Raw genomic sequence first — 24,028 nt, 5'->3', positions numbered from 1 at the left:
TAGCAAAATATTCATATATAGGGGAGAGATCTTTGAAAATATTACAAAGAGGCCTACTAGGTCTATGCTTGCTTGTGCTGTTGATTTTACAGCTTTGGTGCACGTATATTACATTTACCTTCCCTTATAACGGGATTTATGTAGAGGTTAAGCAAGATCGGCAGGGAGACGCGGGAATCGTCCAGACCTCCTATATCGTGAACCGGATGGAGGCCAACGGTCGCAATGTCGAGGTGCATGAGGGGGACGTCATTCTTCAGATCAACGGTGGGCCGCCAGGCGAATGGTCGACGGTGAAAAGCTGGAATGTTGTCGAAAAAGCGCGAATGCTGCTCATCTCGCGAAACGGGCAGGAGCAGTTCATTCAATTAACCAAAGGAAGGCCTTCCGCCGTGGATCTGATTCCGCTGTTCGAGGAGGTGGTGTGCGTCTTCATGTGCGGGCTGCTGCTAATCAAAGAACGGCGATCGCCATCGGCCAGGCTGCTTGCGTTTGCTTTTTTGAGCGCAGCGCTGATCTTCCTGAGTCTTGGCGCATCCAACCGGGGCGATACGATCGGCAAGCTGCTGATTGCATCCGGCATGATGATGCTCCCGATTGTCTTCTTGCATTTTCTGGTCGTGTTCTTTAAGGAAAAAGGCGATATGGAGCTCCCACGACGCCTGTTCAAATATTTGTACGGCATTGCGCTGGGGGCGATCGCGCTGCGAAGTCTGTACTTTTTTCCTTCCATGGCTTATATTTACCGGTTTGACGGTTCACTTACGATGGCGTTTTTCATTGTCGTGATTACGCTCAATATTGTGCTGCTGTCCACGTTGTTCGTGAAGGTGTGGCGGGTGCAGTCGCAGCTGTCCACGATCATTAAGAGCGTATTTTTCTCGCTGCTGATTTCCTTTCTGCCGATTATTACGCTGTCTTTTTTGCCGCAGCTTCTTGCAGATGAGTGGATTTTCGATCCGATGTATACAAGCTGTTTGCTGCTCATTTTTCCCATTACGTTCGCGTACTTGATTGCCTCCAATCAACTGTACGACATCGGGCTTGTAGTGCGGCGCTTCCTGTTTGCGGCTGTGATGTCGGTGGCGCCGGTCGCTGTATTTACGTTTTTTTTCGGATTGCTGTTTCATGCGGAAACGAATCCGAGGCAGCTCGCCGCATTATTCATAGGGTTAATTATTCTGATGTCGACGATGCTGTATGCGGCTGAATACTGGACCACGCGTCTTGAACCGTATTTATTTCCACGCAAATTTATGCTGAAGTTGGCTTTGAAAAAGATTTCCAAAAATCTCGGCTCCATCTCCTCGTTCCGCGAGCTTAAAGATATTATTCTCGTGGATATTGTGAATACGCTCGGCGTGATGGGCGTAGCCATCCTGATTCGGAGCAAGGACGGCACCGAGATCATTTCTGCCGGTGATATGGATCACTCGGAGCTGGAGATGTTGATGGCGCGGGGCGCGCTGCGAAATCATGCCTACTACACAGTCCTGGAAATCAACGATCACGAGGACTACTCGAGCTATCTCATCGTGACGAGCAAGAAAACGAACACCCGCATCGGCAACGAGGAGCGCAACTGGCTGCAGCTCATTACATCATATTTGGAAGTCGGCCTGGAAAATGTGTACTTGATCCGCAAGCTGACAGGCAAACTGCAGCAGATGGTGTGGGAGGTGCCGCAGGAGGAGAACTTGTGGCTGAGCAAGGTCATGTTCGAGCTGCAGGAAGAAGAGCGAATTCGGATTGCGACAGATTTGCACGATACGACGATGCAGGATTTATTTTTTCTGAAACGAAGATTATCTTCACTGGCCGACAAACCGACGATGGGGCAAGAGGATCGCGAACAAATTAACTCCATGAACAATTTCGTGGAAATGATTAATGCGTCTCTGCGGCAGAGCTGTTTTGAGTTGAATCCGCATTTGCTGAAGGAAGTCGGTCTCAAGCAAACGCTAAAAAGTTTTATCGAAAAGGAGAAATACAGCACGCCGTTTGAACTTACGCTGCAAATGGGGTCCTTACTGCAAATTGAAGAGAAAGATTTATCTTCGAAACGTCATATTTTCCGCATCGTGCAAGAGCTGTTGAACAACGCGAAGAAACATTCGCAGGCGTCCGAGGTCATTTTCCATCTACGGGAAGACCGGCAGTCTTTTTACTTACACTATGAAGATGACGGCGTAGGCTTTCCAACCGATCAGGAAGCTAAGCTGGAAATCGGAGGCTCCGGCATGGGGCTGGCGAATATGAGAAGTCGCGTGCTGCACGTGGGCGGAAAATTTGAGATGAATTCGAGTGAGGGGAACGGGACAAAAATTACGATAACCATACCGATCGATGAGGTGCTTACTACATGAGTGAAGTTGTCAAAACATTAATTGTCGATGATCATCCCTTATTTGCCCGGGCAACGAAAGCGCTGCTTGGTGAGATTGAACGCATACAAGTCATTGGCGTTGTCAGCAACGCCAGAGAATGCTTGGAGCAGGTGAAGCTGCATCAGCCCGGACTCGTCTTTCTGGACTATCAGCTGCCCGATCTCACCGGCACGGACGTGGCCGTCCAATTGAAGCAATTATATCCGCATATTCATATCGTGATTTTTACGGGCATTGAGCTTGCGGGTATTTACAATAAATTGATTGAAATTAAAGTCAGCGGCGTGTTGTCGAAGGAATCCAGCGAACGCACGATCAAAAACATGGTATACTGCATTCTTGACGGCTATACGATGATTCCGCTCCCGGTTTTTAACCAGATGCAGCTGAATGATGCGAACGCTCAGGAGGAGTGCGAGCTTAACGACGAAGAAGTGCTGATGATGAATATGCTCGTCAAAGGGGCGACTCACGAGCAGATCGCAGAGCGTATCTTCATGAGCAAGCGGACCGTCGATAACTATTTGCGGAAAATTTATGATAAATACGGCGCCAAATCACGGACGGAAGCGCTCGAGAAGTTTATTAAAAGTAAATATTACACCTAATGGTAGAAGGTAGGCATGGGGATGGAGGACATCCAAGGGCACTTGTATCGCATGATCGATACATATATGTATGATGAGGATTTCAAAAGCCTGCTGATCGCCTGCTTGGCCGACCAGGAGTCGTCGAGTCACGCGTGGTCGAAAATCACGCTGAGCACGCATGCCATGCTTGGCGGCGTTTCGCCACATATTTACCGCCGGGCGGCGCTGACCGAGCTGCTCATTCTGATCCTGGACATGGTCGACGACCTGCAGGATCGGGACAGCGTCAGCAAGCCATGGATGCAGGTGCCGCTGGCCAGCGCCCTGAACGCGGTGCTTGCCTTCGTGGCAGGGGCGATCGCGGAGCTTGGCGAGCTGGGGATTCGCGATCATATCCTGGCCGAGGTCGGCAAGATACTTGCCCGCTCGGTATGCGGGCAGCACAAGGATGTGGTGAACAGCGTCACGACGCCGGATGAGTATCTCGTGATGACACAGGAGAAGTCGGGCTCTCTGTTCCGGCTCGCCTGCTACATGGGCTATGCGGGGGAATCGTGCTCACCGGAGAACGTAGAGCGGTTGCATCAACTCGCGGATTGTCTCGGCCTTATTCATCAGATTCAGAATGATATGCGCGATCTGGTCCGCTTTGACGAGAAGAGCGACCTGCTGGCGAGGAAAAAGACGCTGCCGATCTTATATTTGCTCTCGATCGAGGACGAGGCGTTTGCGCAGTTGAAGGCCTACTATGCGGGTGAGCTGTCCGCAGAGTTTCTGGGGCGGGAGCGCGAAGCCGTCCTGCAGATCATTCACGACTCCGGCTGTCTGGAGTACGCGCGCATCGTCCAATCCGTCTGCGTGCAGAAGGCGGAGGAGATTTATCAGGAGCTGGACGCGCAGTCCCCGTGGAAAGAACGGTTCCGGCAAATCGCGTGGGGCGATTATGCGGCGTGCGCGGAGGAGTCGGCGCAGGCGGAAGCGTAGGTAGAGCAGGGAGGGGGCCCTGCTCTTTTTGTTTTTTCAGCTGCTCAGCCTCGTTCCGATCTGTAAGTTTGGCGCGCTGCTCAGGGGACGATGGTAGTGTCCGCGTCTACGCGCGGGTTAGGGAACTAAGCGACCTTATTTGCTCGAGAAATCGCTTACATTATAATGAAGCGGAACGAGGTGCGCTTATTGTGGCGGTGCATGCGGTTTTCAAGCCGAAACCCGCGAAATAGCGTCGCCTCAATCCCCTTCCTCCGCCAAATGGGGAGAAGCCTCGAAATAGCGTCGTCTCGTTCCGCTAGCTGCGGCTTTCGGCGCAAGAATCGCAACCGCCTCAAAGCGTCGCTCATACCAGCTAACCCATCGGGTCCCGTATCGCCGTAAGGAAGTCACACCGCTCGCCAACGTTTGCTAACACGCACTCCGTTCTGGCTCTATCTATTAAGGTAACTAGCTAATCTAATCAGCTTCCGCCAACGTTTGCTCAAAAGCACTCCGTTCTGGCTCTATCTGTTAAGGTAACTAGCTAATCTAATCACCTCCCGCCAACATTTGCTCAATAGCACGACGTTCTCCCCCGCCTGTTACGGAAAACTAGCTAGTCCAATCACCTCTCACCAACGTATGCCCATCTGCACCGACAGTCTCGCCCCACTAACTTGCCTGAATCATCCTGCTGGCATGCTCAACTGGAATTTCTCCAGCTCATTTCCGTATAAAGCGGCAGATTCGCACTCTAAGCTGGAAAAGCTCCAGTTTATTGGGAGCATTTTCTCGATTTTGAGGTTTTCTGCGTGGATGAGATGGAGAAATTCCAACTCATGCTTCATTTTCCGCAGTAGAGCTCATTATAAGCTGGAGGAATTCCAGTCCAGCCTCCCCTGAGCTGCGGGGATAGCGATCAAAAGGCGTCAGAATCAGCATCCTCGCCCTGAGCAGCAGTGTTTATGCGTATTTTGAACAGCAGCTTCCCCCTGGGGCTTGTCGAAAAATATTACACTTGAAATCAGATTTGCGGCCGACTGGTTTTAAGAAATTGACCGAGCATTTCAGCTCCAACTTCCTCGTTGTCTGGATGAGCCCGCCGATTCGTTCTTCGCAAAACGGATGAAACCCGAAATGCACCTCGAAAAAGCGAACTATCCAAAACAAATGTCAAAAAAACGTTCGTTTTTTCAAATTGACACGGCACGTTAGTTGGTAGTACACTAGGTAGGCGGGAAATCAAGCCGCAACAATTGAAAATGTCGAAACCACTCGTATAAAATCAGGGATAAGGCCTGAAAGTTTCTACCCAAAAACCATGAATTTTTGGACTACGAGGAAACGAATGATGAACCATTGGAAGCGATATGGTCTTTTTGCATTCGGTTCTTTTGCTGTCCAGCGGATAGAATCAAAGATTCTAACTCTGGGCATTTTTTATTTTAAAAACGTGAAAGTAGGTTTGAGATGACTGTACGTGTTGGCGTCATAATGGGAAGCCAGTCGGATTGGGAAACGATGAAGCACGCATGCGATATGCTCGAGGAGCTTGGCGTATCGTACGAGAAGAAGGTTGTCTCCGCGCACCGTACGCCGGACCTTATGTTCGAGTACGCGGAATCTGCCATTGAACGCGGTTTGCAAGTCATTATTGCCGGAGCAGGCGGGGCGGCGCATTTACCAGGGATGGTAGCAGCCAAAACCGAGCTACCGGTTATTGGTGTTCCGGTCAAAACGTCCACGTTGAACGGCATGGATTCCTTGCTGTCCATCGTGCAAATGCCGGGTGGCATTCCGGTGGCAACCGTGGCGATCGGTCACGCGGGCGCGACGAATGCGGGCCTGTTGGCCGCGCAAATTCTCGGCGCTTTCGATCCGGAGCTGCAAGCGAAGGTGAAAGCACGCCGCGAGCGCATCAAGCAAACGGTGCTGGAAAGCAGTGACAACCTATGAGCACATCCGCTGCGCAAGATGGCAAAGTGATTCTCCCCGGCGGCACGATCGGCGTGCTCGGCGGCGGTCAGCTTGGCCGCATGCTGGCGCTGGCCGGCCGCAACATGGGCTACCGCTTCGTGACGCTCGATCCGACGCCGGATGCGCCCACCGGTCAGGTGGCGGATGAGCAGATCGAAGCGGGCTACGACGATGTCGACGCCGCGCGCAGGCTTGCGGCTTTATCGGACGTGATCACCTACGAGTTCGAGAACGTAGATGCGCACGTCACCAACATTTTGATGGAAGAGTCTTATGTTCCACAAGGCAGTCAGCTTTTATATACAACGCAGCACCGCCTGCGCGAGAAACGGGCTATTGAAGCCGCGGGCGTGCCGGTAGCGCAGTACGCGGAAATCCGCAGCGAAGCCGAGCTTCGCGATGCGGCCGAGCGCTTCGGCATCCCGTGCGTGCTCAAGACGGCAATGGGCGGCTACGACGGCAAAGGCCAGTGGGTGCTTCACTCGCTGGACGAAGTGCCGGAAGCGTTCGCCACGCTGAGCAAGGCGAAGACGGAATTGGTGCTGGAGCAGTTCATTCATTTTGACAAGGAACTGTCCGTCATTGCCGCGAGAAGTCCACGCGGCGAGGTCAAGGCGTTCCCCGCGGCGGAGAACATCCACGTGCACAACATTTTGCACGAGTCGATCGTGCCGGCGCGCATCCCGATGGCGATCCAGCGGGAAGCCGAAGAGCTGGCGAAGAAAATCGCCGCGTCGCTCGGCGTGATCGGGCTGATCGCAGTGGAGTTATTTTTGACCAAGGACGGCCAGCTTTATGTGAATGAACTGGCGCCGCGCCCACACAACTCCGGTCATTACACGATGGAAGCGTGCCGCACCTCGCAGTTCGAGCAGCACGTGCGCGCGATTTGCAATCTGCCGCTGGGCTCGACGGAGCTACTGACGCCGGTTGTGATGGTGAACCTGCTGGGTGAGCACATTGCGCCGCTAACCGAGAGGGTGGCGGAGCCAGGCTTCCTCGAAGACGAGAAGCTCGGCGTAAGCGCGAAAGTCCATCTGTACGGCAAAAAAGAAGCAAAAGAAAAGCGCAAAATGGGTCATATCAACCTTTTGACCGACGACGTAGAGAAGGCGCTCACTTGGATAGAACAGACAGGCATTTGGGGAAAGTAAAGACAAAGAAATAATTGGAGGAACGAGAAACCATGATCGATCGTTATACACGCCCGGAAATGGCACGTATTTGGACGGAAGAGAACAAATTCAAGGCTTGGCTGGAAGTGGAGATTTTATCCTGCGAAGCTTGGTCTGAGCTGGGTGTAATCCCGAAAGAAGACGTGAAGGTGCTTCGCGAGAAAGCGGACTTCAACATTGACCGGATCTATGAAATCGAGCAAGAGACGCGCCATGACGTCATCGCGTTCACGCGTGCGGTATCCGAAACACTCGGACCTGAGCGCAAATGGGTGCACTACGGTCTGACGTCCACGGACGTTGTCGATACGGCACTCGGCTACCTGCTGAGACAAGCCAACGAAATCCTGGACAAAGACATCCAAAACTTCATCGAAATCCTTCGCAACAAAGCGATTGAACATAAAAACACAGCTATGATGGGCAGAACGCACGGCGTTCACGCAGAGCCGACAACGTTCGGTTTGAAAATGGCTCTCTGGTACGAAGAAATGAAACGCAACCTGGAGCGTTTCCGCCTAGCTGCTGACGGCGTGCAATACGGCAAAATCTCCGGCGCAGTCGGTACATACGCGAACATCGATCCATTCGTTGAGCAGTATGTATGCGGCAAGCTGGGCACAAAAGCGGCTCCGATCTCCACGCAAACGCTGCAGCGCGATCGTCACGCCGAGTACATGGCGACACTGGCGCTGGTAGCGACGTCCCTAGACAAATTCGCGACGGAAATTCGCGCCTTGCAAAAGAGCGAGTTCCGCGAAGTCGAAGAACCTTTTGCAAAAGGTCAAAAAGGCTCCTCCGCGATGCCGCACAAGCGCAATCCGATCGGCTGCGAAAGCATCTCCGGTCTGGCACGCGTCATCCGCGGCCACATGATCTCCGCGTACGAGAACGTGACGCTGTGGCATGAACGCGACATTTCGCACTCCTCGGTAGAGCGCATCATTTTGCCTGACGCTACGCAGCTGCTGAACTACATGCTGAACCGTCTGGGCAACATCATCAAGAACTTGACGGTGTTCCCTGAGAACATGAAGCGCAACATGCGCAGCACGTACGATGTGCCGTTCTCCGGCCGCGTCATGACGAAGCTGATCGACAAAGGTTTTGCACGTGAGCAAGCGTATGATACGGTGCAGCCGAGGGCGATGCAAGCGTGGGAAGAGCAGCGTTCGTTCCGCGAAATCGTAGAGAACACACCGGCGATTACGGAAGCGCTGAGCGCGGCTGAAATTGCGGATTGCTTTGATCCAAGCTGGCACTTGAAGCATGTGGAAACGATTTTCGATCGTTTAGGTTTGAACGGTTAATATAGACTCAATCATGGGAGGGGTATCCTCGTGGCAGGCAGCATTTTGAATACAGCCGAAGAAATGATCAACGCGCCTCTGGTGCACAAGGGGAAAGTGCGGGAACTGTATGACCTTGGCGAGAATTTCCTGATCGTCGTGACAGACCGGATTTCTGCTTTCGATTATATTTTGGAACCGGGCGTGCCGGATAAAGGCTACGTGCTGAACGCGCTGAGCAAGTACTGGTTCGACGTGACGAGCGGCTACATGCCGAATCACATCGTCCATACGGATGTGGAACTGCTGAAGTCGATTATTCCGAACGCGGCGGATCGCGAGCTTTTGAAAGAACGGATTATTGTGGCGAAAAAAGCAGAGCGGATCTCGATTGAGTGCGTGGTGCGCGGTTACATTACCGGCAACGGCTGGAGACAGTACGAGAAAACGGGCGAAATCAACGGCAAGAAGCTGCCGGAAGGCCTGCGGAAGAACCAGCGTCTGGCAGATCCGATTTTCACGCCTGCGGCGAAAAACGATGTCGGTCACGACGAGGACATCTCCGTGGAACAAATGGTCGCGCTGATCGGCGAAGAGCTGACGTACACGCTGCAAGAGCGCAGCATCATGCTCTACACGCTGGCGCATTCCATCTGTGAGCAAAAAGGCATTATTTTAGCGGATACGAAGTTTGAATTTGGCATTTATAATGGCGAACTTATTATTATTGATGAGATTTTCACACCGGATTCTTCGCGCTACTGGGCGCAGGACAATTATGCTCTGGACATCGAGATTGATTCCATGGACAAAGAGCCTGTCCGTACGTACCTCGCGAATTCGGGCTGGGACAAAAACAGCGAGCCTGATCCGCTGCCGGCTTCCGTCGTTGAAGAGACGTCGAACCGTTATAAAGAAATTTTACACCGATTGGTGGATTAACCATATAAAGGAGCGATTTTCACATGAAAGCAACGGTTTATGTCACGATCAAGCAAAACGTATTGGATGTACAAGGAACAGCGGTGCAAGGCGCGCTTCACTCCATGGGCTTTGAAGAAGTCGGCAAAGTGCGTATCGGCAAATACCTGGAGCTTGAGCTCGGGAACGTAGATAAGGCAGAAGCGGAAACACGCGTTAAAGCGATGTGCGAGAAGCTGTTGGCGAACACAGTCATCGAAGACTACCGTTACGAATTGGCGTAATCGGCACGAATTGCGATATAAAGCATACTGAAGAGGTTGAGGGAGGATACTGTCATGAATTTCGCGGTTCTTGTTTTTCCGGGATCGAATTGCGACATCGATTTATATAAAGCCATCGAAGACACGATCGGTCAGCCGGTAGATTACGTATGGCATACGGAAGATGATCTGTCCAAATACGATTGCATTCTTGTGCCGGGCGGTTTCTCCTACGGGGACTACCTGCGCTGCGGGGCGATTGCCCAATTTACAAACGTGATGAAATCCGTTGTGAAAGCGGCGGAAGAAGGCAAGTACATCCTGGGCATCTGCAACGGGTTCCAAGTCCTGACGGAAGCTCGTCTGCTGCCGGGCGCTTTGCTGCGCAACAATGGCATGAAATTCCGCTGCCACCAAGCGCTTTTGAAAGTAGAAAACAATACGACGGCGTTCACGCGCGACTACGCGGAAGGCGAACTGATCAACATTCCGATCGCGCACGGCGAAGGCAACTACTATTGCGACGCTGAAACGCTGAAAGAACTGCAAGAGAACAACCAAATCGTGTTCCGTTACGAAGCGGGCAACAACCCAAACGGATCACTGGACGATATCGCGGGCATTTGCAACAAAGCAGGGAACGTTGTGGGCATGATGCCTCACCCTGAGCGTGCGGTACATGACATTCTTGGATCTGCCGACGGTAAAAAAATGTTTACATCGATCTTGAGCGCTTGGAGGGAAAAACATGACGCAGCAGCTATCCGCTAAGGAACCGACAGCCGAACAAATTCTGGAGCAAAAAATCTACAAGCAAATGGGCGTTACCGACGAAGAGTATGCCAAAATTTGGGGCTTCCTGGGACGTAATCCGAACTATGTGGAGATCGGCGTATTCAGCGTTATGTGGTCCGAGCACTGTTCCTATAAAAATTCCAAACCTGTTCTTCGCAAATTCCCAGTCACAGGACCTCGCGTTCTGATGGGGCCGGGCGAAGGCGCGGGCATCGTCGATATCGGCGACAACCAAGCGGTTGTGTTTAAAATTGAAAGCCATAACCACCCATCTGCGATCGAGCCTTACCAAGGCGCGGCGACAGGCGTGGGCGGTATTATTCGTGATATTTTCTCCATGGGCGCGCGCCCAGTGGCACTGCTGAACTCCTTGCGTTTCGGCAAGCTGCAAAATGACCGCGTGAAGTACCTGTTCGAGCACGTAGTTTCCGGCATCGCGGGCTACGGCAACTGTATCGGCATTCCGACGGTTGGCGGCGAGGTGATGTTCGACGAGAGCTACGAAGGCAACCCGCTTGTTAACGCGATGTGCGTAGGCCTCATTGACCATGACATGATTCAACGCGGTGTGGCAAAAGGCGTAGGCAACCCTGTGTTCTACGTTGGCCCGGCTACTGGCCGTGACGGCATCCACGGCGCGACATTCGCGTCCGAGGAACTGACAGCGGAATCCGAAGCGAAGCGTCCGGCGGTGCAAGTCGGCGATCCGTTCATGGAGAAGCTGGTGCTGGAAGCTTGTTTGGAACTGATTGATTCCGGTATCGTCCTCGGGATTCAAGATATGGGCGCAGCGGGACTCACTTGTTCCTCCGCCGAAATGGCAAGTAAAGCAGGCAACGGTATGGAACTGTACTTGGACGAAGTGCCACAGCGCGAAGAAGGCATGACGGCGTATGAAATGATGCTGTCCGAGTCGCAAGAGCGCATGCTGTTCGTCGTTGAGCCGAAGCATGAGGCGCAGGCGAAAGGTATTTTCGAGCGTTGGGGTCTGCACTGTGCAAAAGTTGGTAAAGTAACCGACGACGGTTACTTGAAATTAATTCACCACGGCGAAGTGGTCGGCAATATGCCGGTTGGCGCGCTCGTGGACGAGTGCCCGGTTTACAATAAACCGAGCAAAGTGCCGGCGTACTACGAAGCAGGCGCAGCGGTTGATACGACGCGTTACGAGGAAGTTGTCAAGTTGACGGATGCTTTGAAATCTGTCCTGGCTTCTCCGACTGTGGCGAGCAAAGAGTGGGTTTACAACCAATACGACTACATGGTTCGTACGGAAACTGCCGTGCGTCCGGGCTCTGACGCTGCTGTCGTAACGATTCGTGGCACGCGCAAAGGTCTTGCGATGACAACGGACTGCAACGGACGCTATGTGTACCTCGACCCGGAAGTAGGCGGACGTATCGCCGTATCCGAAGCAGCGCGTAATATCGTGTGCTCCGGTGCCGAACCGCTGGCCGTAACGGACAACTTGAACTTCGGTTCGCCGGAAAAGCCGGAAATTTTCTGGCAGCTGGAAAAAGCGACAGATGGCATGGCGGAAGCTTGCCGCTTCCTGGATACGCCGGTTATCGGCGGTAACGTATCCTTGTACAACGAAAATTCAAAAGGCGCGATCTACCCGACGCCAGTTATCGGGATGGTTGGTCTCGTGCATGATACAGATCACATCACGACGCAAGAGTTCAAAAAAGAAGGCGACATCATCATCCTGCTCGGCGAAACGAAAGCGGAGCTGGGCGGTTCCGAGTTCCAATACGTCGTACACGGCGTAACGGAAGGACGTCCTCCTGTGCTTGACCTGGAAGTTGAGAAACGCCTGCAACATACAGTATTGAAAGCAATTCAAGAAGGTCTTGTCGCTTCGGCGCACGATTTGTCCGAAGGCGGTTTGGCTGTTGCGCTTGCAGAAAGCTGCATCGGCAGCAAACTGGGTGCGGAAGTCGACTTCGCTTCCGAGCTTCGTCCGGATTTCGCGTTGTTCAGCGAATCCCAATCCCGTATCCTGCTCAGCGCTTCGCCGGATAAAGCGGACGCGCTCAAGCACTGGATCGCATCGCAAGGCGTGCCTTACCAAGAGATCGGTACCGTTGTTTCCCATGATCTGCTTACGATTAAAGTCAATAACGAACAGCGTCTCCAGTCTCCGGTAAGCGAGCTGGCACAAGTCTGGAAGGAAGCGATCCCATGTCTAATGGCGTGAGAACAGTCGAAACGCCGGCATCCGGAGCCGAGGTTCGCAAGCTGCCTGCGGCTCCCGCAGCGGAGCTGAGCGGCAAGGCGCATGAGCTTTGGACCGGAGAGTATTATAACGAAGGTGTCGTCGGTCAAGGCGGCATGTTTGATAAATTGAACGAAGAGTGCGGCGTGTTCGGGGTGTATGGTCACCCCGAAGCTTCTCAACTCTGCTACTACGGTCTGCATGCCTTGCAGCACCGCGGACAGGAGAGTGCCGGCATCTGCACGGTGGAGGACGGTAAGTTTAACTACTACCGCGGCATGGGTCTGGCCAAGGAAGTGTTCACGAACGACAATCTAGAGCCGCTGGTTGGTTCGACAGCGATTGCGCACGTACGTTACTCGACGGCGGGCGAAAGCAAGCTGGCGAACGCGCAGCCGCTCGTGTTTAAATACCGTGAGGGCGATCTCGCGATCGCGACGAACGGGAACCTGGATAATGCGAACATTATCAAGCGGGAGCTGGAGCGGAAGGGTTCGATTTTCCAAACGACCAGTGATACCGAAGTGATGGCGCATCTCATCGCGCGCTCGGAGCATGACGATATTGTCGATGCGGTCAAAGATGCGTTGAAACAAGTGATCGGCGGCTTCGCGTTTCTGATCATTACGAAGGATAAGATGATCGCGGCGCTCGATCCGAACGGGCTTCGTCCGTTCATGATTGGCCGCCTCGGCGACGCGTACCTGTTCGCGTCCGAGTCCTGCGCGTTCGACGCCGTTGGCGCGACGTACATGCGCGATGTGCAACCGGGCGAAATCATCGTGCTGGATCGCGACGGGTTCCATTCGGAGCGTTTTGCGGACGAGGGGCGTCGTGCGATCTGCGCGATGGAGTACATTTATTTTGCCCGCCCGGACAGCGATATTGACACGATCAACATTCACTCCGCACGCAAACGCATGGGCAAACGCCTCGCGATGGAAGCGTTCGTGGATGCGGACGTCGTCACCGGCGTGCCGGATTCGAGCATTTCGGCGGCGATCGGCTTTGCCGAGCAGACGGGGATTCCTTACGAGCTCGGGCTGATCAAGAACCGTTACACGGGCCGGACGTTCATCATCCCAAGCCAGGAGCTGCGGGAGCAAGGGGTTAAAATGAAGCTAAGCGCCGTGCGCAAAGTCGTCGAAGGCAAACGCGTCGTCATGATCGACGACTCGATCGTTCGCGGCACGACGTCGCTGCGCATCGTGAACCTGCTGCGCGAAGCGGGCGCCACGGAAGTGCATGTGCGCATTTCGTCGCCGCCGTTTATGAACCCGTGCTACTACGGGATCGATACGCCGGACCGCAAAGAGCTGATTGCGGCAATGAACTCCATTGAGGAGATTCGGAAGGCGATCAATGCGGATTCTTTGCACTTTTTGACCAGGGACGGCTTGCTCGATTCCATTGGCCAAGGCGCTTCCGGTGCGAAGAGCGGTTACTGTACGGCTTGCTTTGACAATGAGTACCCGACGGAAATCGTGGATACGACGAAGGTTGGCTGTGCTTGCGATTGATATAATTTTGGGAAGGCGGCTTGGTGCGGCGTTATGGCTGGCCAGCCCCTTTCTACATACATTTAAGGAGTGATTTCTCAGTGTCGGATGCTTACAAAAAAGCCGGTGTCGATATCGCCGCGGGGAACGAAGCGGTAGAACGGATGAAAAAACACGTCAAACGGACATTTCGTCCTGAAGTTTTAACGGACCTCGGAGGCTTCGGCGGGCTTTTCGGCCTGAACAAGGACAAGTACGAGGAGCCTGTGCTCGTGTCGGGAACAGATGGGGTAGGCACCAAGCTGAAAATCGCTTTTGCGATGGATAAGCATGATACGATTGGTATAGACGCGGTAGCGATGTGCGTGAACGACATTATCGTTCAAGGCGCGGAGCCGTTGTTCTTCCTGGATTACCTGGCTTGCGATAAAGTCATTCCTGAGAAAATCGAAGCGATTATCAAAGGCATCGCTGACGGCTGCGCCGAGTCCGGCTGCTCGCTGATCGGTGGGGAAACGGCGGAAATGCCTGGCATGTATGCGGAAGGGGAGTATGACATTGCCGGGTTTACCGTAGGGATCGTTGACAAGAAAAAAATCATCGACGGCTCTACCATCCGTCCGGGCGACGTCGTACTCGGTCTGGCTTCGAGCGGCGTGCACAGCAACGGGTTCTCCCTGGTGCGCAAGCTTTTGCTTGAAGATAACGGCTATACGCTGCAAGGCCATGTAGAAGAGTTGGGCGACAAGCTTGGCAACGTGCTGCTGGAGCCAACGAGATTGTATGTGAAGCCGGTGCTGGGCATGCTGGACAGCGTGGCGATCAAAGGCATGGCGCACATTACAGGCGGCGGCTTCCTGGAAAATATTCCACGTGTGCTGCCGGATAACGTGAATGTTCAAATTCAATACGGCTCCTGGCCGATTTTACCGATTTTCTCCCTGATGCAGCGTGTGGGGAACATTTCCAATAACGATATGTTCCGTACGTTCAACATGGGCATCGGTATGGTGATTGTCGTCGCTGCGGATGATGCGGAGAAGGCGATCGCCGCTGCGGAAGCGCAAGGTGAGAAAGTGTACCGCCTGGGCGTTGTAACCGAAGGTGAACGTGTCGTCACGTTCCAAGGAGCTGAAGTGTAATGCAGCCGTATCGGATCGCCGTTTTTGCTTCGGGCTCGGGCTCGAATTTTCAGGCGATCGTGGATCAGGTGCAGAAAGGGAAGCTTGATGTGCGCATCGAGCTTCTTGTCTGTGACCGCCCCAAGGCGTACGTCGTTGAACGTGCCCAAGCCGCGGGCGTGCCTGTGTTCACGTTTAACCCGAAGGAGTACGAGAGCCGCGAAGCCTATGAGACGATCATTCTGGAAGAGCTGCGCGCTCGCGGAATCGATCTTATCGTGATGGCCGGGTACATGCGGATCATTACAAGCGTGCTCGTTGAGCCTTTTTATGGACGTATGATTAACATTCATCCGTCTTTGCTGCCTTCGTTTCCCGGCGTGCGCGCGATTGAGCAGGCTGTGGAATATGGCGTGAAACAGACCGGCGTGACCGTGCACTACGTGGACGGCGGGCTGGACTCCGGGCCGATTATCGCGCAGCGCGCGGTCGAGATCCACGAGCACGAGACGGTCGAGTCGCTGACGGATCGGATTCATGCAGCGGAGCACGTGCTGCTGCCGCAGGTGATCCGCTGGCTCAGCGAGGACCGCGTGAGCTTGGATGGGCGTCGGGTGACGGTGCGGTTGTAGGGGGATAACCCCATAACCGCACCCGTTGGCTGTGCATTGAGCGAACCTGCCAACGCTTCTGACTTGCTGGCCCAGGCCGCTATGGAACCTGCAAAAACTACATCAAATTTGTGCGACTTGACGTTTTGGGGCTTGTTTACCTGCATTTTGTGCAGCTAAATTTCTGGTTTTGACCCCGAAACGGCTGTTTTCGGCAGTCAGGGCCAAGAATTACTGTACTTTTTACAGGATGTTACGTTGAATTCGGCGATTTGGGCAGATTAGATGTACAAAATGCAGGTTGACTAGGCGAAAAGGATGGCTGAGGGCTAATTAGTCTGGTGCGGTGCGGAAGTTGTGAGTGATTACGGGGTTATGAGTAGCTAGTTTTGGGTACGTGAGGGCTGATGGCTCTGGTGCGAACAGGCGAATTGTGCGTTTTTCCGGAGCAGATTTGTTTGTCCAGTTTTCCAGTCTCGTGTGAACCTCCATCTGTCAGATAGGCCATTCATGTCCACAGCATCGGTTACTTTATTGAAATCATCTACGTTTTTACATGTTCATATACAGCAGTTGAATCATCAAACTTAATCTTTAGGAGGAAGTCAAGTGGCAATCAAAAGAGCACTGATCAGCGTGTCCGACAAAACGGGCATTGTCGAGTTCGCGAGCGAGCTGGCGAAGCTGGGCGTTCAAATCATTTCGACGGGCGGTACGCAAAGTTTATTGAAGGATAAAGGGGTACCGGTCATCGGCATCTCCGAAGTGACAGGCTTCCCGGAAATCATGGACGGACGCGTCAAAACGCTGCACCCTGCCGTACACAGCGGGCTGCTGGCTGTTCGCGACAATGAAGAGCACCAAGCGAGCATGAAAGAGCTCGGCCTGGACTACATCGACCTGGTTGTCGTGAACCTGTATCCGTTCGCAGAAACGATTGCGAAGCCGGACGTGACGTATGATCATGCGATTGAGAACATCGACATCGGCGGCCCTACGATGCTGCGTTCCGCTGCGAAGAACCACGCGTTCGTCACAGTTGTTGTGGATGCTTCCGACTATGCGAAAGTGCTGGAAGAAGTGCAAGAGACTGGTGACACGACGCTGGACACACGTAAACGCCTGGCGGCTAAAGTGTTCCGTCACACAGGCTCCTACGATGCCCTGATCGGCGACTACTTGTCCGGTCTGCAAGGCGAGGCGTACCCTGAGCGTTACACCGTTACTTACGAAAAAGTGCAAGACCTTCGCTACGGCGAGAACCCGCACCAAACGGCGGCGTTCTACCGCAAGCCGAATGCGGCGGCTGGCAACATCACGACAGCCGAGCAGCTGCACGGCAAAGAACTTTCCTACAATAACATCAACGACGCGAACACGGCGCTGCAAATTGTCAAAGAATTCAGCGAGCCGGCTGTCGTCGCGGTTAAGCATATGAACCCTTGCGGCGTGGGCATCGGCACGAACGTGCTGGAAGCTTACCAAAAAGCGTACGCAGCGGACCCGACGTCCATTTTCGGCGGCATCGTAGCGGCAAACCGTACGATCGACGAGGCGACAGCGCAATTGCTGCATGAGATTTTCCTCGAAATCGTCATCGCGCCTGACTTCTCGCCGGAGGCGCAGGAGATCCTGGCGAAAAAGAAAAACATTCGCCTGCTCAAAGTGAGCGGCTTGGATCAAATCGCTGGCAAGGTTGCGCAGCCGGTTGTAACAACGGTCGAAGGCGGCATGCTCGTGCAAGACAGCGACGCTTATCAGCTTGCTGAGAGCGATCTGAAAGTTGTGTCCGAGCGTCAGCCGACGGAAGAAGAGCTGAAGCAGTTGTTGTTTGCTTGGAAAGTCGTGAAACACGTGAAATCCAACGCAATCGTGCTGGTCGCTGACGATATGACAATCGGTGTTGGCGCTGGCCAAATGAACCGTGTAGGCGCAGCGAAAATCGCGATTGAGCAAGCGGGCGACAAAGCAAAAGGTTCCGTGCTGGCGTCCGACGCGTTTTTCCCAATGGGCGACACGTTGGAAATGGCGGCAAAAGCCGGCATCATGGCGGTCATCCAACCAGGCGGTTCCATTAAAGATGAAGAGTCCATCCGCGTTGCGAATGAGAACGGCATTGCAATGGTTATGACGGGCGTACGTCATTTTAAACATTAAAATAAATGTAGAATGCTCACGATCGAGAGACTGACCGTGGGCATTCCACATGAAAAGGGGTATACGAGCGATGCGTGTATTAGTGATTGGACGTGGCGGGCGCGAGCATGCCATTGTATGGAAGCTGAGTCAAAGCCCGAAAGTCAGCAAATTGTTCTGCGCGCCGGGTAACGGCGGGATCGCGACTTTGGCCGAGTGCGTGCCGATTACGGAACTGCAGTTTGAGGAAATCTCCACATTTGCCAAGGAAAATGCGATTGATTACGTGATGGTTGCGCCTGACGATCCTTTGGCAGCGGGGCTTGTCGACCACTTGGAAGCGAACGGTATTGCATGCTTCGGGCCACGCGCGAATGCGGCGATTATCGAGGGCAGCAAAGTGTTCATGAAGCAGCTGCTCAAAAAATACAACATCCCGACGGCGGCCTACGAGTCGTTCACCGATTATGAATCGGCTCTCGCTTATCTGCGTTCGCAGAAGGCGCCGATTGTCATCAAAGCTGACGGCCTGGCAGCAGGTAAAGGCGTGACTGTTGCGCAAACGATGGAAGAGGCCGAAGCGGCATTGCGCGACATTATGGTCGGCCAAGTGTTTGGAAAATCCGGCGCGAGCGTGGTGATCGAGGAGTTCCTTACAGGTCAAGAGATGTCCTTGCTGGCATTCGTAGACGGCTCGACGGTGCGCTTGATGGTGCCTTCGCAGGATCATAAGCCGGTTTTTGACGGCGACAAAGGTCCGAACACAGGCGGCATGGGCACGTATTCGCCGCTGCCGCACGTACCGGACAGCATCGTACAAGAGGCGCTCGCGAACATCATCCAGCCGACGGCGGATGCGATGGTAAGCGAAGGGCGTCCATTTAAGGGCGTGCTGTATGGCGGACTTATTTTAACACCGGATGGGGTCAAAACGATTGAGTTCAACGCGCGCTTCGGGGATCCGGAGACGCAAGTGATTTTGCCGCGTTTGAAAACGGACTTGATGGACATCATGCTGTCCATTAACAACGGCACGCTGGCAGAGCAGCCGATCGAATGGAGCGACGAGGCGGCCGTGTGCGTCATCGTGGCTTCGCCAGGATACCCTGCCTCGTATCCGAAGGGTTTGCCAATCACGGGCCTCGAGGATGTGAAGGATGCGCTGGTGTTCCACGCTGGTACGGCGGTGGAGAACGGTCAGATCGTCACAAACGGTGGACGCGTGTTGGGCATCACGGGCCTTGGCAAAGACATCGTCGAAGCGCGTGAGAAGGCGTACAGTATCGTGGATCGGATTCATTTTGAGGGTAAGCATTATCGGACGGATATTGCGTTGAAGGCGTTGAAGTAGAACAGTTGGTGAATGGGCTGGCGCCTGTAAGGATGCGCGCGGGTCTGCCAAGTGGTGGATTGCTGTTCGGAAGCCTTTGGGGTGAGGGCAGCACTACATGCAAGAACAGCAAACACAGTCATCGAGAAAGCGGAGCGCTTGGCGGACGCGGCGATGGCTGTGTTTTTTTGATAGTTAAACTGCTTAATGAGTGAGCTCCCCATCGCTAAGAGGGTCTGCCCCTTGCTAAGGAGGCGGAAAAGAGCAATTTTGCAGAGTTAAGTGGGGACAAGCCCTCTTAAAGGTCGCGGAAAGCGACAAAATGGGCAAATTTCGCATTCTTAAGAGGGTCTAGCCCTTGCTAAGTTAGAGAATAAAGTGATATTTTGGCGGGCTAAGAGGGCTTAGCCCCTGCTAAGTTCGCGCTCAGATCTAACGTAACTCAGTGGGCACGATCAGGTGCGGTTTTTTGTCTGCAAATCGGCAGGCGCTAGCCAAATTACTGATCGCTCCAGCCGCGGATGTATTTGTCTTTGTTCTTGTACACGAACCAGATGGCGATGAGGGCGCCAAGGATCAAGCAGATCGGCAGCCAGTGGTCGGTGATGAAACGCCAAAGTGTTGACATGTGAGACCTCCCGGACGGAAGTGTTGGTGAGGTTAGTTTTGGGTGTTGGGGGTAGATTTATGCAGGGAATGAGGAGCGGCATCCTGTGCGGAATGCTGTTGGTTAGTTTGCTCGCCGCGTGTTCGGGCCGCGGCGTTGGTGAGGTGCCGGCGGCTGTGGGCACGCCGGCGGTGGAGAGCCCGGCGCCTGCGGCGACGCCGGGTGTTATCGTGGCTGCGGCGAGTGCGCAGCCCGCAGCAACGGCCGGCGTGAGCACGGCCGTCCCTATGGCTACGGCGGCTCCCACGGTGGAGCCGCCGATGAAGAGCGCCGCGCCTGCGGCCGCGGCGGCACAAACCAGCTCGCCGGTGCGCGCATCCGGCAAGCTGGTTATGCTCGACCCCGGCCATCAGCGCCGGGGGAACAACGAGCCCGAGCCCGTGGGGCCGGACACGCGCGAGACGAAGGCCAAGGTCAGCTCGGGCACGACCGGCGTCAGCACGAAGAAGCCGGAGTATGTGCTGAATCTGGAGGTGTCGCTGCTGCTGCGGGACGAGCTACGCAAGCGCGGCTTTCAGGTCGCGATGACGCGGGAGACCCACGATGTCGACCTCAGCAACAAGCAGCGTGCGGAGATGTCGAACGAGGCGGGCGCTGCGCTGACGGTCCGCATTCATGCGGACGGTGACGGCTCGGCGAGCACCCGCGGGTTCTCGGTGCTGTACCCGTCGCCGAGCGTAGCGGCAGTGGGGCCCATTGCGGCGGAGAGCAAGGAAGCAGCCACCCTGCTGCTAGCGGGACTTCAGGAGGCAACAGGTCAGAAAGGCCGCGGCCTATCGGCTCGCGAAGATCTGAGCGGCTTTAACTGGTCGAGGATGCCGGTGATTTTGGCTGAAATCGGGTTCATGACGAATCCCGAGGAAGACAAGCGCATGTCTGAGGCGGATTATCAGCAGCAGTTGGTGCGCGGGATGGCGGACGGGATTGAGCAATTTTTGGCGGGGAAGTAGCCTTGGCGGTGATTTGCTTCTCCGCGAGCTCAGCTGAGCTGGAATTGTTCCCGTTCATTTGTAGCCTTTTATCTAATGTGGAAGCTTCAACTGGAATTCCTCCAGTTCAGCGTGCGAAAACTGCACGAATGCCGCAAATAAACGGGAGAAAGTCCAGTTGGCATGAGAGAATTGCCGGAAGGAAGCAGGAATGGGCTTGAGATCGACGAATGGACATTTTGCATACAATGAACGTAAGGACGTAAGGACGATCACCAGAAACAGTCGTTTATTTACCTGCTCGCTCGAGAATACTGGAAATAACAACGAGAAATCCAAATAGTGCGGAGTGTAAGGGGGAAGGGTTGTATGCTGCCGACGTTTTTTATCTCGCATGGGCATCCGGGGCTGGCGGCGCAGGAGGACGGCTATACGGCGTTCCTGCTCAGGCTCGCGGGCAGTTTGCCAAAACCGAAGGCGATTGTGCTGTTCAGTGCCGGCTGGGAGAGTCAGGGGCAAAAGATCAGTTCCGCGATCGCTCCTGTGACGCTGATGGATGAAGCTGCGAAGGCAGACCCCTTCCTGGCGCTGAACCAGTATCCAGTAAAAGGCGAGCTGATGTTAAGCCTGCATATTCAGCAACTGCTGGAGGGCGAGGGAATCGGCTGCGAGTTGGACGATGAGCGGGGGCTTGACTTTTGCGCATGGGGACCGCTGTCCATCCTATACCCGGATGCGCTTATTCCGGTGGTGACACTGTCGGTGAATCCGCGCTTGACGGCGGAGGAGCACTACCGGATCGGCGCTGCGCTGGCTCCTTTGCGTGAGCATGGGGTGCTGATTCTCGGCTGCGGCGGAACTGTCTATAACTTAGACAAACTCGATGCCAATAACCCAGTACCGGCGGAATGGGCGGTGGCGTTCGAAGAGTGGCTGGCCGAACAGCTGGAGACGTGGCACCTCGATGCCCTCATTCGCTACGACGAGCGGGCGCCGCATGCGGAAAGCGCGGTGCCGCTGCCGAGACATTTTGCGCCGCTGCTGTTGGCGATGGGCGCGGCGGATACGACCCGCCGGGCGAAGCTGCTGCATCACAGCTTCCAGCTGGGTTCCCTCAGCCTATGCTGCTGGATGTTCGGCGGCTTGAAGCTCGACCGGAAATAGGAGAAGGCTCGCGACGCCAATTGCTCAGTTGGCGCGGCGAGCCTTTCTTGCTGTGAGCGAGTGGCGAGCTATCCCAGGAACCGCGCTCTGTCTGCGGGAGTCGGCAGCATGCACTGCTCGGCTTGGCCGAACCAGCGATAGCGGTTGCGCGCAATGTATGTGTAGCCCAGATTGCGGAGCGGCGGCGGAATCAGGATGGCCGCATAGCATAACGGCCATGCGCCGCGCAGCCGTCTAGCGATGCGCAGAGCGGCAGTAGAGCGGGTATAAGCGCGGCCGGCTTCAATGAGCACGATGGTGCTCATTTCATCCAGAGGCAGTCCATGCTGCTCCAGCAGTTGGCGGCCGATGTCCGACTGCAGCGAGGCAAAGCGAAATAGGCCTCGCGGGTCCCGGCGAATAATGAACTGCACGGCCCCGTTGCAAAAATGACAGACGCCGTCGAATAAAATGATGGCAGCATCGTCCCGGAGTGTCTGCATGGCTCCGCCTCCTTTCACTTCGAGTACGTACTTCTTATTATACGTGATCATGTTCAACAAAGGGAGTTGACGAAATTAGAATGAAGCTGTATAGTCTTAATATACCCATACGGGTATACGTAACCGAAGCGCAAGATGGCAAAGGGCTTACTGCGAATTTTTTTTGCTCTTTTGTATACCCTATAGGGTATGCGGGAAAGGCAGGAGCTTTATGGATGTCATGTGAATAGCCTTACTTTTTACCTTCGGCGTCTTTGGTTCTTTCATCTCGGGTTTGGTAGGGTCATCAAAGTTTGGCTTACGATTTTACTTTAATCTCATACATGACTTACCTGGAGGGGTATCACGATGAATGAAATGACACAGCTGCAAGGCATGTCGGCAGAGGTTTTGGCACGAAAAGTGCTGAACCGGGAACAGGTTTTCATTTTGGATGTGCGCAATGAACAGGATCATGGCAATTGGCGCATTGAAGGCGAAGGCGTCAGCATGCTGAATGTGCCTTATTTTGAACTGTTGGATGGGGTGGAGGGGGTTCTTGACCGTCTGCCGGTCCATCAGGAGATTGTGGTGGTCTGCGCCAAAGAGGGGTCTTCCGTCTTTGTGGCCGAGCAACTGCTGGAGGCAGGCGTCACCGGGGTTTCGTATTTAATTGGCGGGATGAAAGCCTGGAGCGAGCAGCTCCTGCCTGTCAAAGTTGCCGATCTGCAGAATGGCGGCGAATTGTTTCAGTTCCTTCGGCTGGGAAAAGGCTGCTTGTCTTACATGGTCATCTCATCGGGCGAAGCCGCGGTCATCGATGCCGTCAGAATGACGGAGGCCTTCGAGCTATTAGCCAGAGACAAGAAGGCGACGATCGTTCATACCATCGATACGCATCTTCATGCCGATCATATTTCGGGCGGGCGTCAACTGGCGGAGAACGCGGGCGGCGCTTACTGGCTTCCTGAGAAGGATGCCGACGAGGTTCAGTATCCGTATCACAAGCTGGAAGAAGGCGGCGTGCTGACGGTCGGCACAACGTCCATTCGTTTGCAGCCGATTTATTCGCCGGGCCACACCATTGGCAGTACATCGCTTATCGTGGATGATCGTTTCCTGCTCTCCGGGGATATTCTGTTTGTCGCCTCGATCGGCAGACCGGACTTGGCCGGCAAAGCGCAGGACTGGGTAGGTGATCTCCGCACGACCCTTTATGAACGGTATCAGGCGCTTTCCGAGGAGCTCATCGTGCTGCCTGCGCATTTTGGCAGTATGTCGGAGCTAGGCAGGGACGGCATCGTCTCCGCTCGGCTTGGGGATCTGTTTGCGAGCAATCCGGGACTCAAAATTGCCGATGAATTGGAATTTCGGCGTACGGTATCGGAGAATCTGCCGCCGCAGCCGAATGCCTACCAAGATATTCGCTTGACGAATATGGGGCGAATGGCTCCGACGACAGAGGAACAGCGAGAAATGGAAATCGGACCGAACCGTTGTGCGGTTCATGATGTATAAAACCATCCACT

The 24,028-nt window shown here is 54.3% G+C and carries 20 protein-coding genes and 1 riboswitch; of the genes, 18 read left to right on the top strand and 2 right to left on the bottom strand.

Going from position 1 to position 24,028, the window contains the following annotated elements; translation table 11 throughout:
- Positions 1–32 precede the first annotated feature (32 nt).
- From ABE504_RS22975 to purD, 15 genes are all read left to right on the top strand, one after another.
- On the top strand, positions 33–2,366 hold the full coding sequence (locus ABE504_RS22975; protein ID WP_430093121.1) for an ATP-binding protein: 2,334 nt from the start codon (positions 33–35) through the stop codon (positions 2,364–2,366).
- Positions 2,363–2,995 (top strand): response regulator transcription factor, encoded by a 633-nt coding sequence (locus ABE504_RS22970; RefSeq protein WP_126140404.1) that lies wholly within the window; start codon positions 2,363–2,365, stop codon positions 2,993–2,995. Before ABE504_RS22975 ends, ABE504_RS22970 begins: the two co-directional genes overlap by 4 nt.
- Positions 2,996–3,010: 15 nt before the next feature.
- The gene (locus tag ABE504_RS22965) at positions 3,011–3,961 is read left to right on the top strand and encodes a polyprenyl synthetase family protein (RefSeq protein WP_430093117.1); all 951 of its coding nucleotides are present in this window, start codon (positions 3,011–3,013) and stop codon (positions 3,959–3,961) included.
- Between the two features lie 1,237 nt (positions 3,962–5,198).
- A riboswitch (purine riboswitch) is annotated at positions 5,199–5,300 on the top strand.
- 113 nt (positions 5,301–5,413) lie between these two features.
- Positions 5,414–5,899 (top strand): 5-(carboxyamino)imidazole ribonucleotide mutase, encoded by a 486-nt coding sequence (purE, locus tag ABE504_RS22960; RefSeq protein WP_430093114.1) that lies wholly within the window; start codon positions 5,414–5,416, stop codon positions 5,897–5,899.
- Complete coding sequence (purK, locus tag ABE504_RS22955) at positions 5,896–7,074, top strand: 5-(carboxyamino)imidazole ribonucleotide synthase (RefSeq protein WP_430093111.1); 1,179 nt, start codon at positions 5,896–5,898, stop codon at positions 7,072–7,074. Before purE ends, purK begins: the two co-directional genes overlap by 4 nt.
- Before the next feature lie 32 nt (positions 7,075–7,106).
- Complete coding sequence (gene purB, locus ABE504_RS22950; RefSeq protein WP_430093109.1) at positions 7,107–8,405, top strand: adenylosuccinate lyase; 1,299 nt, start codon at positions 7,107–7,109, stop codon at positions 8,403–8,405.
- Positions 8,406–8,468: 63 nt separating this feature from the next.
- The gene (locus ABE504_RS22945; protein ID WP_430093189.1) at positions 8,469–9,326 is read left to right on the top strand and encodes a phosphoribosylaminoimidazolesuccinocarboxamide synthase; all 858 of its coding nucleotides are present in this window, start codon (positions 8,469–8,471) and stop codon (positions 9,324–9,326) included.
- Positions 9,327–9,349: 23 nt separating this feature from the next.
- Positions 9,350–9,589 (top strand): phosphoribosylformylglycinamidine synthase subunit PurS, encoded by a 240-nt coding sequence (purS, locus tag ABE504_RS22940; RefSeq protein ID WP_126141145.1) that lies wholly within the window; start codon positions 9,350–9,352, stop codon positions 9,587–9,589.
- 54 nt (positions 9,590–9,643) lie between these two features.
- Positions 9,644–10,339 (top strand): phosphoribosylformylglycinamidine synthase subunit PurQ, encoded by a 696-nt coding sequence (gene purQ / locus ABE504_RS22935; protein ID WP_430093106.1) that lies wholly within the window; start codon positions 9,644–9,646, stop codon positions 10,337–10,339.
- A complete protein-coding gene (purL, locus tag ABE504_RS22930; protein WP_430093104.1) occupies positions 10,317–12,563 on the top strand; it encodes a phosphoribosylformylglycinamidine synthase subunit PurL in 2,247 nt (748 codons plus the stop codon). The genes purQ and purL overlap by 23 nt, the downstream gene beginning before the upstream one ends.
- Positions 12,548–14,101, top strand: a complete 1,554-nt coding sequence (purF, locus tag ABE504_RS22925; protein WP_430093101.1) for an amidophosphoribosyltransferase — start codon at positions 12,548–12,550, stop codon at positions 14,099–14,101. The genes purL and purF overlap by 16 nt, the downstream gene beginning before the upstream one ends.
- A gap of 80 nt (positions 14,102–14,181) precedes the next feature.
- Complete coding sequence (purM, locus tag ABE504_RS22920; protein ID WP_430093098.1) at positions 14,182–15,222, top strand: phosphoribosylformylglycinamidine cyclo-ligase; 1,041 nt, start codon at positions 14,182–14,184, stop codon at positions 15,220–15,222.
- On the top strand, positions 15,222–15,833 hold the full coding sequence (gene purN, locus ABE504_RS22915) for a phosphoribosylglycinamide formyltransferase (RefSeq protein ID WP_430093095.1): 612 nt from the start codon (positions 15,222–15,224) through the stop codon (positions 15,831–15,833). The genes purM and purN overlap by 1 nt, the downstream gene beginning before the upstream one ends.
- Positions 15,834–16,421: 588 nt before the next feature.
- Entirely contained in the window at positions 16,422–17,969 is a 1,548-nt protein-coding gene (gene purH, locus ABE504_RS22910) for a bifunctional phosphoribosylaminoimidazolecarboxamide formyltransferase/IMP cyclohydrolase (RefSeq protein ID WP_430093094.1), read from the top strand.
- A gap of 70 nt (positions 17,970–18,039) precedes the next feature.
- Positions 18,040–19,299 (top strand): phosphoribosylamine--glycine ligase, encoded by a 1,260-nt coding sequence (gene purD / locus ABE504_RS22905; RefSeq protein WP_430093091.1) that lies wholly within the window; start codon positions 18,040–18,042, stop codon positions 19,297–19,299.
- A gap of 478 nt (positions 19,300–19,777) precedes the next feature.
- Here the strand turns inward: purD and ABE504_RS22900 are convergent, their stop codons facing one another.
- Positions 19,778–19,906, bottom strand: coding sequence for a hypothetical protein (locus tag ABE504_RS22900; protein WP_430093088.1), 129 nt, complete (start codon positions 19,904–19,906; stop codon positions 19,778–19,780).
- Positions 19,907–19,944: 38 nt separating this feature from the next.
- On the opposite strand from ABE504_RS22900, the gene ABE504_RS22895 reads away from it, so the two are divergent.
- Positions 19,945–20,895 carry an N-acetylmuramoyl-L-alanine amidase family protein gene (locus ABE504_RS22895; RefSeq protein ID WP_430093085.1) on the top strand — a complete coding sequence of 317 codons (951 nt, stop codon included), beginning with the start codon at positions 19,945–19,947 and terminating at the stop codon, positions 20,893–20,895.
- A gap of 348 nt (positions 20,896–21,243) precedes the next feature.
- Positions 21,244–22,038, top strand: coding sequence for a DODA-type extradiol aromatic ring-opening family dioxygenase (locus ABE504_RS22890; protein ID WP_430093082.1), 795 nt, complete (start codon positions 21,244–21,246; stop codon positions 22,036–22,038).
- Positions 22,039–22,106: 68 nt separating this feature from the next.
- On the opposite strand, the gene ABE504_RS22885 is transcribed toward ABE504_RS22890, so the two are convergent.
- The gene (locus ABE504_RS22885) at positions 22,107–22,520 is read right to left on the bottom strand and encodes a thiol-disulfide oxidoreductase DCC family protein (RefSeq protein ID WP_430093079.1); all 414 of its coding nucleotides are present in this window, start codon (positions 22,518–22,520) and stop codon (positions 22,107–22,109) included.
- A 357-nt stretch (positions 22,521–22,877) separates the two neighbouring features.
- Between ABE504_RS22885 and ABE504_RS22880 the strand changes: the two genes are divergently transcribed.
- A complete protein-coding gene (locus ABE504_RS22880) occupies positions 22,878–24,017 on the top strand; it encodes an MBL fold metallo-hydrolase (RefSeq protein ID WP_430093186.1) in 1,140 nt (379 codons plus the stop codon).
- The last annotated feature ends 11 nt before the right edge of the window (positions 24,018–24,028 follow it).

This window comes from Paenibacillus oryzisoli (genome assembly GCF_050467285.1).
GTDB lineage: Bacteria > Bacillota > Bacilli > Paenibacillales > NBRC-103111 > Paenibacillus_E > Paenibacillus_E oryzisoli_A.
This window is presented reverse-complemented; position numbering and strand designations above follow the sequence as displayed.